The organism is Pseudomonas eucalypticola (genome assembly GCF_013374995.1).
Taxonomy (GTDB): domain Bacteria; phylum Pseudomonadota; class Gammaproteobacteria; order Pseudomonadales; family Pseudomonadaceae; genus Aquipseudomonas; species Aquipseudomonas eucalypticola.
Window position 1 is genome coordinate 3,834,293 of record NZ_CP056030.1, and the last position, 17,458, is coordinate 3,851,750.

At 65.7% G+C, this 17,458-nt stretch carries 15 protein-coding genes; 1 reads left to right on the forward strand and 14 read right to left on the reverse strand.

The window, feature by feature from the left end:
- Positions 1 to 114 precede the first annotated feature (114 nt).
- The 3 genes from HWQ56_RS16925 to gabT form a co-directional block, all read right to left on the reverse strand.
- Positions 115 to 603, reverse strand: a complete 489-nt coding sequence (locus tag HWQ56_RS16925; protein ID WP_158153280.1) for an Lrp/AsnC family transcriptional regulator — start codon at positions 601 to 603, stop codon at positions 115 to 117.
- 45 nt (positions 604 to 648) lie between these two features.
- Positions 649 to 1,290: an HAD family hydrolase gene (locus HWQ56_RS16930; RefSeq protein WP_176571239.1), complete on the reverse strand. Its 642-nt coding sequence runs from the start codon at positions 1,288 to 1,290 to the stop codon at positions 649 to 651.
- Positions 1,291 to 1,355: 65 nt separating this feature from the next.
- Positions 1,356 to 2,651, reverse strand: coding sequence for a 4-aminobutyrate--2-oxoglutarate transaminase (gene gabT, locus HWQ56_RS16935; protein WP_176571240.1), 1,296 nt, complete (start codon positions 2,649 to 2,651; stop codon positions 1,356 to 1,358).
- A 219-nt stretch (positions 2,652 to 2,870) separates the two neighbouring features.
- Here gabT and HWQ56_RS16940 point away from each other — a divergent pair, with 219 nt between their 5' ends.
- The gene (locus HWQ56_RS16940; RefSeq protein WP_158153283.1) at positions 2,871 to 3,797 is read left to right on the forward strand and encodes a 2-hydroxyacid dehydrogenase; all 927 of its coding nucleotides are present in this window, start codon (positions 2,871 to 2,873) and stop codon (positions 3,795 to 3,797) included.
- A 41-nt stretch (positions 3,798 to 3,838) separates the two neighbouring features.
- On the opposite strand, the gene HWQ56_RS16945 is transcribed toward HWQ56_RS16940, so the two are convergent.
- From HWQ56_RS16945 to HWQ56_RS16995, 11 genes are all read right to left on the reverse strand, one after another.
- Positions 3,839 to 5,296 carry an NAD-dependent succinate-semialdehyde dehydrogenase gene (locus HWQ56_RS16945; RefSeq protein WP_158153284.1) on the reverse strand — a complete coding sequence of 486 codons (1,458 nt, stop codon included), beginning with the start codon at positions 5,294 to 5,296 and terminating at the stop codon, positions 3,839 to 3,841.
- Positions 5,297 to 5,421: 125 nt separating this feature from the next.
- Positions 5,422 to 6,579, reverse strand: a complete 1,158-nt coding sequence (gene argE, locus HWQ56_RS16950) for an acetylornithine deacetylase (protein WP_158153285.1) — start codon at positions 6,577 to 6,579, stop codon at positions 5,422 to 5,424.
- Positions 6,580 to 6,727: 148 nt separating this feature from the next.
- Complete coding sequence (locus HWQ56_RS16955; RefSeq protein WP_158153286.1) at positions 6,728 to 7,897, reverse strand: NAD(P)/FAD-dependent oxidoreductase; 1,170 nt, start codon at positions 7,895 to 7,897, stop codon at positions 6,728 to 6,730.
- Complete coding sequence (locus HWQ56_RS16960; protein ID WP_176571241.1) at positions 7,894 to 9,270, reverse strand: FAD/NAD(P)-dependent oxidoreductase; 1,377 nt, start codon at positions 9,268 to 9,270, stop codon at positions 7,894 to 7,896. Before HWQ56_RS16960 ends, HWQ56_RS16955 begins: the two co-directional genes overlap by 4 nt.
- Positions 9,252 to 9,560, reverse strand: coding sequence for a (2Fe-2S)-binding protein (locus tag HWQ56_RS16965; protein WP_176571242.1), 309 nt, complete (start codon positions 9,558 to 9,560; stop codon positions 9,252 to 9,254). Before HWQ56_RS16965 ends, HWQ56_RS16960 begins: the two co-directional genes overlap by 19 nt.
- Positions 9,557 to 11,401 carry an ABC transporter ATP-binding protein gene (locus tag HWQ56_RS16970; protein ID WP_176571243.1) on the reverse strand — a complete coding sequence of 615 codons (1,845 nt, stop codon included), beginning with the start codon at positions 11,399 to 11,401 and terminating at the stop codon, positions 9,557 to 9,559. Before HWQ56_RS16970 ends, HWQ56_RS16965 begins: the two co-directional genes overlap by 4 nt.
- Positions 11,402 to 12,262 (reverse strand): ABC transporter permease, encoded by an 861-nt coding sequence (locus tag HWQ56_RS16975; protein ID WP_176571244.1) that lies wholly within the window; start codon positions 12,260 to 12,262, stop codon positions 11,402 to 11,404.
- Positions 12,259 to 13,215, reverse strand: coding sequence for an ABC transporter permease (locus HWQ56_RS16980; RefSeq protein WP_158153291.1), 957 nt, complete (start codon positions 13,213 to 13,215; stop codon positions 12,259 to 12,261). Before HWQ56_RS16980 ends, HWQ56_RS16975 begins: the two co-directional genes overlap by 4 nt.
- A gap of 84 nt (positions 13,216 to 13,299) precedes the next feature.
- Positions 13,300 to 14,943: an ABC transporter substrate-binding protein gene (locus tag HWQ56_RS16985; RefSeq protein ID WP_158153292.1), complete on the reverse strand. Its 1,644-nt coding sequence runs from the start codon at positions 14,941 to 14,943 to the stop codon at positions 13,300 to 13,302.
- A gap of 81 nt (positions 14,944 to 15,024) precedes the next feature.
- The gene (locus tag HWQ56_RS16990) at positions 15,025 to 16,299 is read right to left on the reverse strand and encodes an NAD(P)/FAD-dependent oxidoreductase (RefSeq protein ID WP_176571245.1); all 1,275 of its coding nucleotides are present in this window, start codon (positions 16,297 to 16,299) and stop codon (positions 15,025 to 15,027) included.
- A 58-nt stretch (positions 16,300 to 16,357) separates the two neighbouring features.
- A complete protein-coding gene (locus HWQ56_RS16995; RefSeq protein ID WP_176571246.1) occupies positions 16,358 to 17,029 on the reverse strand; it encodes a haloacid dehalogenase type II in 672 nt (223 codons plus the stop codon).
- Positions 17,030 to 17,458: the final 429 nt, after the last annotated feature.

The following is a 17,458-nucleotide window of genomic DNA, read 5'->3' on the forward strand; positions in this document are numbered from 1 at the left end:
CCCCGAAAAAAGGAAAATCCATGGCTGATACGCTACCAGACGCGGTCAGGCGCAGCGTGCCGTTCTCCGGGGTTGCGTGGGATGTTGTGCTGAATGGCGGCGGTTTTCCGCGCACTAGTGCCGGATCAGCTTGCGCAGGGGGACCACCTCTTTCATCACCGGTGACTTGATGACGATGTAGCTGAAGTATTTGGCGATGCCGATGTTCTTGTCGATGATGCTTTCGATCACCTCCTGATAGTGCTGGATGCTGCGCGTCATGAACCGCACCAGGTAGTCGTACCCGCCGCTGATGAGGTGGCATTCGAGCACCTCGTCGACCTGGCGAATGTTGGCCTCGAACTTGGCGAAGTCCTCGCGCTTGTGATCGCTGAGAGTCACCTCGGTGAAGATCGTCACCGACTCGGTGATCTTCGCCAGGTTGATGTGGGCCTTGTAGCTGGAGATATAGCCCGCCGCTTCCAGGCGCTTGACCCGCTGCAGGCAGGGGCTGGCCGAGAGGCCAACGGCGTCGGCGAGGCTGACGTTGGTCATGCGGCCATCTTTTTGCAGCTCGACCAGGATATTGATGTCGATGCGGTCCAGTTTGACCATGCCTTCCATTCAGTTGCCCTCGAATGCCAATGTCCCTGAGGTTTTTCAATCAATTCAACGGCGTAACCATAGCTGATGTTGAGCCACCAGGTCGGCGAGGCTGTTGATGCACTCGTCTACCGGGCACTGGCCTGCTTGCCGCCGGCCCCGTCGCAACAGGCACACGGCGCCCTGCACCGCAGGCTCAGGCAGGCTGGCACGCACCCATAGCGCCTGCTCGAACGGTACGTGCTGCTGGTCCAGCCAGGCCTGGCCTTGGGCGGGCGCCACCAACTCCTCGGTGTGGATCCCCAGGCGCTCGCACAGCGCTTCGCGGTCCTGGGCATCGCGATCACACAGTATCGCCAGCCGGTAGAACTTGCGCAGATACAGCAATGCTCCGGGCGCGTCTTCGAACAGCGGCCAGGTCACGGGGGTACGGGCGAAACTCAGACTCTCCTCCCAACTGGCCCGCACCTGCAACGCTTCGGCCAACTGGCGATGGGCAAAACACAACAGCCCGGTAAAGCCCAGCTCCTCGAACCGCGGGTACAGGCCATGCAGCACCTGTTCGAAGCGGTCCAGTACCGGGCCCTTTTGCGCCACCACCCCCGTGCCGACGAGCAAGCCCTGCAGCGCCGTCCAGACGCCACTGTCACGGTCGATCAGCACGCCGTCACAGTCGAGCAGCAACACACGATAATCAGTCAGGCGCATGCCAACTTCATCTCCATGATGGACAACGGCGGCCCAGGCGATGAAGCCCGGGCCTGTCGTGAGGTTCAGGCAATCAAGACCCGTGCCAACGCGCGGTCGAGGATAACCAGGGCTTCGTCGAGCTCGACGTCGGTGGTGGTCAGGGGGGCGAGGAAACGCACGACATTGCGGTGCACCCCGCACTTGATCACCAGCAGTCCGCCTTCGCGGGCGGCGTCGATGACCTGCTGGGCCAGGGCCGCGTCGGGGCTGGCATCGGCATCGCCGCTGACCATTTCCATGGCCAGCATGAAGCCTTGCCCGCGCACGTCGCCGATGCGCGGGTAGCTCTGCTGCAGCACCTGCAGCCCCGCGCGCAAGCGCACGCCCAACTGTTCGCCCCGGGCCAGCAAATGCTCGTGCTCAAAGGCGTCGATCACCGCCAGCGCCGCGGCGCAGGCCAGGGCATTGCCACCATAGGTGCCGCCCAGGCCGCCGGGCGTGGGCGCGTCCATGATCTCACTGCGCCCGACCACGGCGGACAGCGGCAGGCCGCCGGCCAGGCTCTTGGCGACGGTGACCAGGTCCGGCTGGATGCCAGCGTGCTGGAAGCCGAACCAGCGGCCGGTGCGGCCAAATCCGGCCTGGATTTCATCGAGGATCAGCACAATGCCGTGTTGCTCGGTCAATGCGCGCAGTGCCTGCAAAAACTCCGGCGGCGCGGTGAGGAAGCCGCCATCGCCCTGCACCGGCTCGACGATGATGGCCGCCACACGGTCCGCCGCGATCTGGGTGGCGAACACGTCTTGCAAGGCCGCCAGTGCATCAGCGCTGCTGATGCCACGGTAGGGGTTGGGGTACGGGGTATGGAAGATCTCCGGCGCGAACGGGCCGAAGTTCTGTTTGTACGGCTGACTCATGCCAGTCAGGCTGCAGCCCAGCAGCGTGCGCCCGTGGAAGCCACCGCGAAAGGCGATGACACCGGGACGGTTGGTGTGGCCACGGGCGATTTTGATGGCGTTTTCCACCGCCTCGGCACCCGAAGTGAACAACGCCGCCTTGTGCGGTACGTCACCGCCGACCAGCGTGCTCAAACGCTGCGCCAGCTCAATATAGGGGGGGTAGGCGACCACCTGAAAACAGGCATGGGAGATTTTCGTCAACTGCGCCTGCACCGCTTCGACCATTTTGGGGTGGTTGTGCCCGATATTGAGCACGCCGATGCCGCCGACAAAATCCAGGTAGCGCTTGCCGTCCACGTCCCACAACTGTGAGCCCTGGGCGCGGTCGATCACCAGCGGGTGGGCGGTGAGCACGCCGCGGGGCACTGATTGTTCACGCTGTTGCAGCAGTCGAGGGGTGTCATTGAGTTTGCTGTTCATGAAAGCTTCCTGTGGCCATGCCCGCGGTGGGTTTCGATGCATTCCAGAGTACGGGTTGCGCGGAGGCGACGTGGCCGAAGTTGCCGGCCAGCAAGGGCACATCGACTGTTTTGCGGGGCGCAAACGGCAGAATCGCTTGGCGGGGATGGGGCACAATGGGATGAGGGCTTTATTGAACGAACGCTTCAACAGCCTGACTCCCCCGACAAGGACTCCCCCATGGCCCTGCTCTACAAAGCCGACCCCCAGCGAGGCGAGCGCTGGCGACAGCTGTTCGCCGCCCACGCCCCCGACATCGAGTTCCGCCAGTGGCCCGACATCGGCAACCCTGCGGAGATCGAATACCTGGCCGCGTGGCAGGCACCCGATGACCTGGCCACCCTGCTGCCCAACCTCAAGGCCTTGCTGGCGATATCCGCCGGGGTCGACCAGTTGAACCTGTCCGCACTGCCCCCGCACTTGCCGGTGGCGCGCATGCTCGACCCAGGCATCACCCAGGGCATGTGCGAATACGCTACCTGGGCGGTGCTGAGCCTGCACCGCGACATGCTGCGCTACCGTGCCCAGCAGCAGGCCGGGGCATGGGAAGCGCGGGCGCTGGTGCCCGCCAGCCAGCGTCGCGTCGGAGTGATGGGGATGGGGCAGCAGGGCAAGGCCATCGTCAAGTGTCTGCAGGGGCTGGGTTTTGCGCTATCGGGCTGGGCGCGCAGCGCGCATCAGCTGACAGGGGTCGAGTGTTTCGCCGGTCCTGCGCAGTTGCCTGCCTTTCTCGGCCAGTGCGACATCCTGATCTGCCTGCTGCCGTTGACCGAGCAGACCCGCGGCATCCTCGACCTTTCCTTGTTCGAGCAACTGCCCAGGGGCGCTGCCCTGATCAACATGGGCCGTGGGGCACACCTGAACGAAGCCGACCTGCTGACGGCCTTGGCCAGCGGCCAGTTGAGCGGCGCGGTGCTGGACGTGCTGGGGGTTGAGCCGGCCCCGGCCGACCACCCTTTCTGGCAGCACCCCGGCATTATGCTGACACCGCACATCGCTGCCATGACACAACCGGACAGCGCCTTTGCCGTGCTGCTGGACAACATCCGCCGCCACCAGCGCGGCGAACCTCTGAACGGCCAGATCGACCGCGCCGACGGCTACTGACCCCCGCCCGGTCCCCAAGGGAGGGACCGGGCCTGCCGCGATTACAGCCCGCCGATGTGAAACGCCTTGATTTCCAGGTATTCGTCCAGCCCGTAGCGCGAACCTTCACGGCCCAGCCCGGATTGCTTAACACCACCAAACGGTGCGACTTCCATGGAGATGGCCCCGGTATTGAGCCCCACCATGCCAAACTCCAACGCCTCCCCTACCCGCCATGAACGCTGCAGGTTCTGGGTGAAGTAATAGGCCGCCAGCCCGTAGGGGGTGTCGTTGGCGATGGCGACCGCCTGGGCTTCGGTGTCGAAGCGAATCAAGGGCACCAGCGGGCCGAAGGTTTCCTCGCGGGTGCACAGCATGTCAGCCGTGACATCCGCCAGCACCACGGGCTCGACGAAGGGGCTGGCCGCCTCTGGCACACCGCCGCACAGCAGCCGCGCGCCCTGCCCCAGGGCGTCATCCACATGGCGCGCGACTTTTTCCACGGCGGCCTGGTTGATCAACGGCCCCAGGGTGACGCCCGCCTCCAGGCCGTTGCCGACCTTCAGCGTCGCCACTTCCTGCAGCAACCGCGCGGCAAAGCGCGCGTAAATCCCCGTTTGCACCAGGATGCGGTTGGCGCACACGCACGTCTGCCCGGCGTTGCGGAACTTGCTCTGCATCAGCCCCGCCACTGCCTGCTCGATGTCGGCATCATCAAACACAATGAACGGCGCGTTGCCGCCCAGCTCCAGGCTCAGGCGCTTGATGTGTTCGGCGCTCTGGCGCATCAGCAGCCGGCCAACGGCGGTGGAGCCGGTAAAGGATATCTTGCGCACGGCAGGGTTGCCGGTCAGCTCGCCGCCGATGCCCTGGGGCATGCCGGTCACCACGTTGAACACCCCGGCCGCAATGCCCACCCGCTCGGCCAGCACCGCCAGGGCCAGGGCCGACAACGGTGTCAAGTCCGAAGGTTTGACCACGATGGTGCACCCCGCCGCCAACGCAGGCGCGCACTTGCGGGTGATCATGGCGGAGGGGAAATTCCAGGGGGTGATGGCGGCGCAGACACCCACCGGCTGCTTGAGCGTCAACAGACGACGGTCGCCACTGGGCGAAGGAATGGTCTCGCCGTACTGGCGTCGGGCTTCCTCGGCGAACCATTTGACGAAGCTGGCGGCGTAGCGGATCTCGCCCTGGGCCTCGGCCAGGGGCTTGCCTTGCTCCAGGGTCATGATCAGTGCCAGGTCGTCCAGGTTGTCCAGAATCGCCTGGTACCAGGCCTCCAGCAGCAAGGCACGCTGCGCCGCCGGGCGTTCACGCCACGCCGGCAACGCCGCTTCGGCGGCCTCGATGGCGCGGCGGGTTTCGGCACCCTGCAGGGCCGGTACGTGGGCGATGCACTGGCCGGTGGCCGGGTCGAGCACCTCCAGGGTGGCGCCGTCATCGGCAGCCAGCCATTGCCCGTTGATATAGGCCCGTTCGGCCAGCAGGGTGGGGTCTTTCAAGCGGTTGCGCAACATGGGGCTGATCCTGTGAGTCGTGGTAGGACCAGTCTAAAAACATGCGTCGCCGGGGCGATGCCGAATACGCCCCGGCAACAGTGCCGAATGCTGAAATCGGCGGCCAGGCAGCATGAGCTGCCTGCTCAGCCGCGCACGCCCTGCAACAGAGTGTGCAGCAGGTGTTCGCAGGCCTCCAGTTGTGCCAGTTCCACGTACTCGTCGGGCTTGTGCGCCTGCTCGATGGAACCCGGCCCGCAGACCACCACCGGCACGTTCAGGCGTTGGGCGAACAGCCCGCCCTCGGTACCAAAGGCGACTTTGACCTGGGCCGTTTCGGCCGGGGCGAATGCCTTCAGCCAGCGCACCGCCTCTACCGTCGGCGAGGTTTCCAGGCCCGGGTACGCGTTGAGGGTTTCGATGTGGATGTCGGCCACGCCACTGACCTTCTTCGCCTCGCGGGCAATGGCCTCGGCCTGCTCGGCCAGGTCCGCCAGCATCACCTCGGGATCATCGGCCGGCAGGTGGCGAATCTCGAATTCCAGGGTGCACAGGTTGGGCACGATGTTCAGCGCCTTGCCGCCATCGATACGCCCGACGTGCACGGTGCTGTAGGCGATATCGTAAGCATCATCATGGGCACCCTGCGCTTGCAGGCGTTGTTGGGTGGCGCGCAGCCGGGTGATGAAGTCGCTGGCCAGGTGAATGGCGTTGGCCGCCAGTGGTGCCAGGGACGAATGCGCTTCCTGGCCGTGGCACTGCACACGGTACGAGGCCTTGCCCTTGTGGCCAAGGGCGAAGTGCATCTGGGTGGGCTCGCCGACGATGCACAGGAACGGCCGCTGGGGCGCCAGGTGCAACACATCCAGCAGACGGCGCACGCCCACGCAGCCGATTTCCTCATCATAGGACAGGGCCAATTGCAGCGGCCGGCTGAGCGGCTGGTCAGCGGCCGTCAGCAGCGTATCGATGGCCACGGCGATGAAACCCTTCATGTCGCAGGCGCCACGGCCGTATAGCTTGCCGTCACTGACGGTGGCCTGGAACGGCGGCCTGGTCCAGGCCTGGCCGGCCACGGGCACCACATCGGTGTGACCGGACAGCAGCACGCCGGGCACGTCCCTGGGGCCGACACTGGCGAACAGGTTGGCCTTGGTACCGGCATCGTCATGCACCAGGCGGGTTTCGATACCCTTGGCCTCGAGTCGTTGCTGCACGCAGTGGATCAGCGCCAGGTTGGACTCGGACGACGTGGTGTCAAAGCTGATCAGTTGTTTGAGAATGTCGAGTGTGCGTGGGTTCATGAGTGGCCACTCAGGATGAGGTCATTATGCGCTCTGTGGGACCGGGCGAAGGTCGGGAATGAGGCGCTGCGCACTGGCTGAGCGTACGCGGTGTGCCTTTCCCGAGCTTCGCCCGGTCCCACAGGGTCGGCGGTTGAATGTCAATGCATCAGTGTGTTCTGGCTGGCTTCTTGAGCGCGTTCACAGAGGGGGCAGGTGCAAATCGGTTGATGTGGAAATCGTGAATACGCGTGCGGGTGCTGCCGGTGGCGATCAGTTCGGCCATGACCGCACCCACGCCGGGGCCCAGTTGGAAGCCGGCGCCGCAGAAACCAAAGGCGTAGTACAGGCCGTCGACCTGGCCGCTGGGGCCCATGATCGGCAATGAGTCCGGCGTGTAGCTCTCGATACCGCTCCACACCCGAATGATGTTCAACGGCGCAATGCCCGGCACCAGCCGGCGCATCTGGCTGATCTGGTTGAGGATGCTGCGCGGCTCGACGTGGGCGCGGCGGTTGAGCATGTCCGGCTTGCTGCGGTAACCGCCGCCAATGACGATGTTGCCACGGGCGATCTGGCGGAAGTAGATCACTTCTTCCGGAACCTTGGTGTATACGCCAATCACTGTTTTCAAGGCGTAAGGCACCGGCTCCGTCACAGCCATCTGCGGGCCGTTGGTGTCCAGCGGTACCGGTTCACCGAACTGCGCCGACAGCCTGTCGCCCCAGGCGCCGGCGGTCACCAGCAGGTTGGGCGCACTGAAGCGGCGCCCGTCGCTGGTCTCGATGTGGAAGTCACCGCCTACCTTTTGCACCTCGCGCACCTCGGTGCGCTCATGCACCGTGGCCCCCGCGCGGACAGCGGCGCGGGCAAACGCCGGGGCCGCCAGGCGCGGGTTGGCGTGACCGTCGTGGGGCGCGTAGGAACCGCCCTGAACTTCCGGCCCCAGAAACGGGAAGCGCTCATGCAAGGCCTTGCCACTGAAAATCTGCAAGTCCAGTTCGCGGGCTTCCGGCGCCTGAGCGTAGGCTTCCAGATCGGCGATGTGCGCCGCGTCATAACACACCCGCATGTGCCCGCTGGGCAGAAACTCCAAGTCTTCGCCGATCAATTCCGGCAGGCGCTTCCACAGGTGATACGACCGGTTGGACAGCTCCAGCTGGCACAGGTAACGGCCCTGGCGGCGGACATTGCCGAAGTTGACGCCGCTGGCGTACTGACCGATCTGGTCACGTTCCAGCACAATCACCGAGCGTCCATGCTGGCGCAGGAAAAACGCGGCGGCCGCGCCCATGAAGCCGCCGCCCACGATGACTACATCGGCCTGTTGCACGTTCATGCCTGTACCTCCTGCAGCTTCAGGGTCAGTGGCTTGACCGGGGCCTGGCCACGTTGGCGCCCCACTTCCTTGACGGGCACCCCGGCCGCGGCCGCGATGATCTCGGCTCCGGCCTGGGAGCAGTAACGGCCCTGGCACCGGCCCATGCCCACCCGGCTGAACGCCTTGGCGCGGTTGACCTCGCAGGCGCCCTTTTCGCGGACCACGCCGCGCAGTTCGCCGGCGCTGATCATCTCGCAGCGGCAGACGATGGCTTCGTCCGGCACGTGCTGAACCTGCGCCGCCGGCCATGGAAACGCCTCGGTGAGGCCCAGGCGGAAGCGCTCCATCCGGGCCAGGACCCGCCGCTGGGCCTCGGCCGCGCCCGATGCCACCGGCAAACCCAGGTCGTTCAACAACGCCAGGGCCGCCAAGCGCCCCGCCGCCTCTGCCGCGTCCGCGCCACGAATACGTGCACCATCGCCAGCGGCGTAGACGCTGGCCAATGAGGTGCGGCCGTCTTGATCGGTCTGCACCAGCCACTGGCCGGATGCCTCGTCGAACGCGAAGGCGCAACCGGCCAAGTCCGCCAGTTGAGTTTCCGGGCGCAGGTGGTAGCCCAGGGCGACGGCGTCGCAGCCTACCCGCACGGTCGCGCCTTTGCCCGTGCGCACGGTCACGCCCTGCACACCCGTGCGTTCGTCGCCATCAATATGCAACGGCGTGACACCTAGGTGCACGGCCACACCCGCCTGGTACAACCCGGCCAGCAAACCGACGCCGGTGGCCAGCACGCCCGGGCGGGCCAGCAATTTTGGCGCGGCGCGCAGCCGCGAATACAGCGGCGAGGTGTCCAGAACGGCAGCCACCTTGGCACCGGCCTTCACGTACTGGCTGGCCACCAGGTACAGCAGCGGCCCCGTGCCCATGAACACCACGCTGGCACCGATGGAGACCGCCTGGGCCTTCAGCGCGATCTGTGCGCCGCCCAGGCTGTAGGTACCCGCCAACTCCCAGCCCTGTACCGGCAACAGCCGGTCGGTGGCACCGGTGCATAGCACCAGCGCGTCGTATTCGAGCGCCGTATGGCGGCCCTGGCTGACACAGCACAGTTGCTGGTCTGCCAGATTCCACACCAGGGTATCGGGGCGGTAATCCAGCTGCCCGCGCACCTGGTCGAAACGTTCGTGCAGGGCCTGGGCCTTGCCGGCCTCGCTGCCGTACAGTTGACGGTAGTCCCGGGTGAAGCCCTCGGGCTGGCGGCGGTAGATCTGCCCGCCCGCGCGACGCCCCTCGTCCACCAGGGTCGGGCGAATACCGGCCGCCAACAGGGTTTCGGCGCAGCGGATGCCCGCGGGCCCGGCGCCAACAATGGTTACCCGCGCAGTGGCCATGCCGCCTCCGGTTGTGAGGTAAGAATATCCAGGCCGTCGCGCACGTCTTCACCGCACGCGCGCAGGCGCTCGCCGTCGCGGGTCCATACCCAGCAGTCCTGGCAGGCGCCCATCAGGCAGAAACCGGCGCGCCGGCCGTTGTCGAATTCAGAGCCGCGCAGGCTGTCGCCACTGGTCAGCAGCGCCACCATCAGCGTGTCGCCTTCCAGCGCCTGAACCGGCTGGCCGTCGACCAGCAAGTGAACAGCCGGGCGTTGCTGCTCGGCCAAGCGGACAAAACGGGCACTCATGCGTAGGCTCCCTGAGCGGGCAAGACAAGGGTTGGTTGGCCAGCGGCCAGTTGCGGGCTGTCCAGGTGGCAGAGAATCTCGCTGCCACCGGCGATCACCCGGCGATTGGGCGCGGTGTAGTTGCACAAGCCTTCCACCCGCAGCGGGCAACGGTTGAGGAACGTGCACAACTCGCGCTGGTTGACGGTGGGCGCGCTGATGGGTGGCAGCTTGCACGCCACCGCCGTGCTTTCCAGCCAGCCCTGGCGCAGGGCCGGCACAGAGTTGATCAACAGGTTGGTGTAAGGATGGAACGGTGCCTGCCCCAGCGCCTGGCGGCTGCCGCTTTCAACGATGTGGCCGCTGTACATCACCGCCACGTCGTCACACAGGGCGCGCACGGTGGAAATGTCGTGGCTGATGAAGAGGTACGACACCCCCAGCTCGCGGCGCAGTTCGGCCAGCAGCTCCAGAATCGCCGCCCCCACCACCGTGTCCAGGGCCGAGGTCACCTCGTCGCACAGAATCAGGTCCGGCTTGGCGGCCAAGGCCCTGGCCAGGTTGACCCGCTGTTTCTGCCCGCCCGACAGGGCGCCAGGGTGCCGTTCAGCCAGGCTGCGCGGCAGCTTCACCAGGTCCAGCAGTTCATCGATGCGCTGGCGCTGGGCGGCGCCTTTCAGGCCGTGGCACGCCCGCAAGGGGCGGCCAAGAATAGTGGCGATGCTGTGCATGGGGTTGAGTGCGGTGTCGGCGTTCTGGAACACCATCTGTATGCGCCGGAACTGGTCTGGCGAACGCCCCTGCAGGTCACTGGACAAGGGCTGGCCGTCGAACATGACCTCGCCACGCGCCGGTTGCAGCAAGCCGGCCACCACCCGCGCCAGGGTAGACTTGCCCGAGCCTGACTCGCCGATGATGCCGATGGCCTGCCCCCGGTGCAGGGTCAGGTCGATGTCTTCCAGCACGCGGATGCGCGGCAGCCCGTGCAGGTCGCGAGGGCCATAGCCGGCGGTCAGGCCGCGCAGGCTCAGCAACGGCGTATCGCCCCGGGCCGCATCGTCGACGCGAATCTTCGCCGCCGGGCGCGCGGCCTCCAGCAAACGGCGGGTGTATTCATGGTTCGGCGACTTGAGCAGCGCGGCGGTGCCGTTGTCTTCCAGAATCTGCCCGCCCTTGAGCACGATGATCTGGTCGGCCATCTGTGCCACCACCGCCAGGTCATGGCTGACGTACACCGCCGTGGCGCCACGCTCGCGCACCACGCGCTTGAAGGCCCGCAACACCTCGATCTGGGTGGTGACATCCAGCGCCGTGGTTGGCTCGTCGAGCACCACCAGCAGGGGGTCGCTGATCAGCGCCATGGCGGCCATGACGCGCTGCAACTGCCCGCCCGAGACCTGGTGCGGGTAACGCTCGCCGATGTGCTCGGGGTCCGGCAGGGCGAGGTCGCGGAACAACTCGATGGCCTTTGTGCGCAATTGCTCGCGGCTGCCGCCCACACCGTGGATGAGCGCGCCTTCGAGCACCTGATCGATCAAGCGGTGAGCCGGGTTGAACGCCGCTGCGGCGCTCTGCGCCACGTAGCTCACCCGGTTGCCGCGCAGGCTTTGCAGTTCGCCCTCGCTCAGGGTCAACACGTCTTGATCGCCCAGCCGCACTTCACCGCCGGCGATGCGGCAGCCACGGCGCGCATAGCCCAGCAACGACAGGGCAATGGTGGTCTTGCCCGAACCCGACTCGCCGATCAGCGCCAGTACTTCCCCGCGTTCCAGGTTGAAACTCACACCCTTGACGATCTCGGTTTCGCCGCTGTCGCCGCAGGCATTGACCCGCAGGTCCTTGACTTGGATGAGATGGCTCATTCAGCGCCCTCCCTGGCTATGCTGGCGACGGCTGGAAATGCTGTCGATCAGCAGGTTGATGCCCACGGTCATGGAGCCGATGGCCAACGCCGGGATCACCAGTGCCGGCGCCCCCTGGCTAAGGCCGCCGATGTTTTCCCGCACCAGCGAACCCAGGTCGGCGTCCGGCGGCTGCACGCCCAGGCCCAGAAAACTCATGCCACTGAGCAGCAGCACAATGAAACCGAACCGCAGGCCCAGGTCGGTGAGCACCGGGTTGAGCATGTTCGGCAATATTTCCACGCAAGCGATGTACCAGCGCGGCTCGCCGCGGGTACGGGCCACTTGCACGTACTCCAGCGCTTCGATGTTGGTGGCCAGGCTGCGGGCAATGCGGTAGCAACCCGGTGCATAGCTGAGCACCGCCGTGGCAATCAGCAAAGGCACCGAGGCCCCGAACGCCGACACCACCACCAGCGCCAGCATCTTGCTGGGGATGGAAATCAACGCATCCATCAGGCGGCTGACGCAGCCGTCCAACCAGCGTGACGATACCACCGAGAGCAAGGCCAAGGAGGTGCCCACGGTGCTGGCGAGTACCGCCGCCACCAGGGCCAGGCCGACGGTGAAACGCGCGCCGATCAACACCCGGCTGAGCATGTCGCGGCCCAGGTAGTCAGTACCCAGGGGGAACGCCCGGCCTATGTCATCGAACACGTTGCTGGAGATCACGTCACCCACGCCGTGGGGCGCCAGCCAGCCGCCGAACAGCGCCACCAGCAGCCAGAAGGCACAGAACCCCGCGCCGACCAGGCCCAACAGCGGCGTGCGCACCCGAGGGAACGGTTTGAAACGGGCAGACTTGCCAATGACGTTGTTCATTGCTGTCTCAGCCTCGGGTTGGAAAGGATTGCCGCCACGTCAGCCACCAGCACCAGCGCCAGGTAAGCGGCGCAGAACAGCATGGTGCAGGCCTGGACCAGGGCCATGTCGCGGTTGGTCACGGCGTCCACCATCAGGCTGGCGATGCCGGGATAGTTGAAGATGGTCTCGACGATGACCACGCCACCCAGCAAGTAGGACAGGCTCAGGGCCACGGCGTTGACGATGGGGCCGATGGCGTTGGGCAAGGCATGGCGCAGCACGATGCGCACCGGGCTTGCACCCTTGAGGCGGGCCATTTCCACATAGGGGCTGTCGAGCTGGTCGATGACCGCGGCGCGGGTCATGCGCGCCATCTGCGCGACGATCACGCAGCACAGGGTCACCACTGGCAAGGCATAGGCGCGCAGAAACGCCAGCGGCGTGTGCACCTCGGTGGCGAACGACAGCGCCGAAAGCCAGCGCAGCTTCACCGCGAAGATCAGTACCGCCAGGGTCGCCACCAGGAATTCCGGTACCGCTACCAGGGTCAGGGTACAGAAGCTCAGCACGCTGTCCAGGCGGCCGCCGCGGCGCATGGCCGAGACGATGCCCAGGGTCAGCGCCACGGGCACCGACACCAGCGCGGTCACGGCCGCCAGCATCAGTGTGCTGGGCAGGCGCCCCGCCATCAGTTCGCTGACCGGCATGGCGTTGGACACCGAGTCGCCCAGGTGGCCGGTGACCAGGCCGCCCAGCCAGTGCAGGTAACGGACGATGCCAGGCTGGTCCAGGCCCAACTGGGTGCGCAGCGCTGCCACCTGCTCGGGGGTCGCGAACTGGCCCAGGGCCTGTTGCGCGGCGTCGCCGGGCAGTATCGCGGTGATGGCGAACACCACCATCGACACGATCAGCAGCGTCAGGGCCACCAGGCCCAGGCGCCGCGCGATCAGCCAGTACAGAGTGTTGTGCATGGTACGTCTCCTGCACCTGTGTGTTTACCCGGTTCAACGCGTTCCCGTAGCCGCGGCCTTCGGCAGCGGCTACGAAGGCTGAGGTCAGGCGTCCAGCCACACCTGCTCGGCGAACATGTAACCCATGAAACCGCCCAGCGGGTTGCTGCCGTAGCCCTTGATGCGCGCGTCCACCCCATCGATGTTGCTGATGAACACCGGAATGCCGATGCCGCAGTGGTCGTGCACCAGGGTCTGCATGTCCTTGTACATCTGGCTGCGCTTGGCATCGTCGGTCTCGCCGCGGGCGGTCATCAGCAACTGGTCGAACTGCTCGTTCTTCCAGCCCGACTCGTTCCAGGGCGCCGTGGACTGGAAGAACTGCGAGAAGATGATGTCAGCGTTGGGCCGTGGGTTGATGTTGCCGAAACTGATGGGGTGCTTCATCCAATGGTTGGACCAGTAGCCATCCGACGGCAAGCGGTTCACGGTCAGGTCCAGGCCGGCCTGCTTGGCCGACTGCTGCAACAGCACCGCCATGTCCACCGAACCGGTGGCGGCCGGCGAGGCCACCAATGGCATCTTGACGCTGGCCATGCCGGCTTTCTTCAACAGGAAGCGCGCTTTGTCCGGGTCGTACGGCGTCTGCGGCAGGTCGGCATTGTAGTAGCGCGAACCGGGCGCGATCGGGTGGTCGTTGCCCACTACCGCATAACCGCGGAACACCGCCGACTTCACCTGCTCACGGTCCAGCAGGTACTTCATGGCCTGGCTGAAATCGGCATTCTGGGTGGGCATCTGGTCCTGCCGCAGGATCATGTCGGTGTAGTTGCCCGACGGCGCGTCCACCACCGCGTGCCCGGCACTGGCGGCGATGCGGGCGGTGGAGCGCGGGTTGACCTCGTTGATCATGTGCACGTCGCCGGACAGCAGCGCATTGACCCGTGACGGCTCATCGGAGATGGCGATGAACTCGATCTCGTCCAGGTACGGCAGGCCCGGTTTCCAGTAGTTGGGGTTGCGCGCCGCCACCGAGCGCACGCCTGGGCGGAACTCCTTGACGGTGAACGGCCCGGTGCCGATGCCCAGGTTGAAGTCGGTAGTACCGGCTGGCACGATCAACAGGTGCGACACGGCCAAAATCGATGGCAGCTCGGCGTTGGGCGCGCTCAGCTTGATCTGTACTTCCAGCGGGCCGGTCGCCTTGATCTCGGCGAACTGCTCCATCAGCGGCATGACCTTGGAGCCGGTGGCCGGATCCTTGTGCCGGGTCAGGGAAAACACCACGTCCTCGGCGGTCAGCGACTTGCCGTTATGGAAGGTGATGCCGTTGCGCAGGGTGATGACCCACAGGCTGGCATCGGTGTGGTCGATTTTCTCGGCGAGTTCAAGCTGTGGCACCAGGTGCGAGTCGAAACGGGTCAGGCCGTTGTAGAACATGTACTGGCGGGCGTAGTCGGTGGACAGTGCGCCCTTGGCCGGGTCCAGGGTGTCGGCGGTAGACGACGACATGCCGGCCACGCGAATTTTTCCGCCCTTCTTGCCCACGGTGGCGGGGCCGGCATCGGCTTCGGCGGCGAACACCGAACCGGCGCCTCCCAGCAAGCCACCGACGCTGCTGGCCATGATCCCTGCCACCCCCAGCATGCGCAGGGCGTCACGGCGTGACATGCCACGGTTCAAACCATCGAAAATACGCACACTGTCGGCGCCGGTGATGAGCTGGGCTTCGACCTTCTTGTCTGTCATGGCGGTTCTACCTGTCGAGAATCGGGTTACACGAAGGGCTCGCGGTTGGCCGCGAACGTGCTTGAACGAAAGCAGGTTGAATCAGTGCAAGTGGTCCTGCAGCCGGTAGTACGCGCCTACCAGGGGCAGGAACCAGGGTTTGCCGAAATGCCCCGGAATGGCTGGCCAGTCGAGCCCGCGCCAGGGGTTGGCCGCGGCATTGCCGTCCAGCACATCGGCCATCACCCGGCCCATGTGCACCGACATCTGCACGCCATGGCCGCTGTAGCCCATGGAGTGGAAAATACCGCCATGCTGGCCGGCCCGTGGCAGGCGGTCGGCGGTCATGTCCACCAACCCGCCCCAGCAATAATCGATGCGCACCCGGGCCAGTTCCGGGAACATCTGCGCCAGGGCCGCGCGCAGAATCTCGCCGCTCTTGGCGTCGGAACGCGGGCTGGACATGGCGAAGCGCGCCCGGCCGCCAAACAGCAGGCGGTTGTCCGGCGTCACACGGAAATAATTGCCGATGATGCGGCTGGTCACGTACGAGCGCTGGGCCGGCAGCAACCGGGCTAGCAGGTCAGGGGCCAGTACCTCGGTGACAATGATGAAACTGCCCACCGGGGCCATGCGCCGGCGGTACCAGTTCAGGTCGCCTACCTGGGACGCCCCCGAGGCCAGCAACAACTGCTTGGCCTGCACCGTGCCGCGTGCCGTGTGCACCTGGTACCCGCCCGCCCTGGCCTGCCACTGGCTGACCGCGGCGTTTTCGTAGATCAGCGCCCCCTTGCGCGCGGCCGCCTCGGCCAGCCCCACGCCAAAACGGCCCACATGCATCTGCACGCCATTGCGCTGCAACAGGCCGCCGTGAAACTGATCCGAGTCCACCTCGCGGCGCACCTCGGCGGCCGACAGCAACTGCACGTCGGCATCCACCTCGCGGCGAATCAGTTCACAGGTTCTGGCCATGCCGGCGAAATGCTCCGGCTTGGCGGCCAGCTTCAGTTTCCCATTGCGCTGGTAATGACAGTCGATGCCCTCGCTGTGCACGATTTCGTCCACGCTGGCCACCGCGCTTTCATAAGCCTGGTAGAACGCTCGGGCCTGCCCTGCGCCCAGCTTGGCCGACAACACCGCGTAGTCCTGGGCCACCCCGGTGTTGCATTGCCCGCCGTTGCGCCCCGATGCTTCGCCGATCACGCGGCCGGCCTCGAACACCGCGACCCGGGCGCCTTTTAGCGCCAAGGCACGCGCCGCCGACAGGCCGGTGAAGCCACCCCCCACCACGGCCACGTCAACCTGCCCCTCGACCGGCCCGGCCTGGCCGAGGCCGAAGGCCGGGGCGGTATCCAACCAGTAGGATTCACTGCTCATGTACGGCTCCTGCAGGCAATGGGAACGGGCGCCAGCGTGGCGGCGCCCTGGGGTGCGCTTACAACCCGACGAGGCCCGGCAGGCCGCCGATGTCGCTGATCTGGTTGTACTCGTAGCTGGCGTTGGCCGCAGGCTCATGGCCCCGGGCAACGAAGGCCTTGTTCTTGATGCCCATGTCATGGGCCGAGAACAGGTCGTAGCGGAAGCTGGAGGACACGTGGAGCACGTCCTCGGGACCGCAGCCCAGGTTGTCCAGCATGAACTCGAAGGCCGCCAGGCGCGGCTTGTACACCTTGGCCTGGTCGGCGGTGAATACCTTGTGGAACGGCACGCCCAGCTTGTCCACATTGGACATGATCTGCGAATCGCTGGCGTTGGAGAAAATCACCAGGGGGATCTTGTCGGCGATCTTCGCCAGGCCCGCGGTCACATCCGGGTGCGGGCCCCAGGTCGGCACGGCGTCGTAGTAGAGGCGTGCCTCGGCTTCGCTGAACGCTACGCCCCAGCGTTTGCAGGTGCGCTCCAGGGCGTTTTTGAGGATGACGTCGTAGGGCTGCCAGTCGCCCATCACTTCATCCAGGCGGTAGGACGAGAAACTCTTGACGAAGGCGTCCATCTTTTCGGCCGCCACGCGGTCGGCGAACAGCTCACGGGTCATGGTGCCCATGTGAAAATTGGTGAGGGTGCCGTAGCAATCGAAGGTGATGTATTTGGGGCGAAGAAAGCTCATGGTGCCGTCCTGAGTTCGTGGAAGTCTGTGGCGCAAAGGCCCGTTGTTGCAGTCCAGGGGAGGGCAACCCTCCGTTGCGCAGCGACTTCATTACACCACTGTGAAATCAGCAGATGGCGTTTAAAGCGCAGGCTGGAAAACACAAAAAACCGTTTTGACACGTCCCCGCAGCATTGCGTGCTTTCTGCTCCACACGCGGGCAAAGGCTGCAAAAGTGCGCCGTTTTGGCCCCGGAATTCGGGACCCGGACGGCAGCAGCCGGCCAACGGCAGCAGAATCTGCGCCGGAAAAGACCAATGCAAGACGAGCGCCAGGCGCGTGGGGGCCTTGAAAAAACGGGGGTTTGCCGCTGCTTTATAGAGGGGCCCACCGCACCACGCCTGCAGGCGGCCTGCGGCAAGCAGAATCTGCTGAAGATAACCCTGCGGA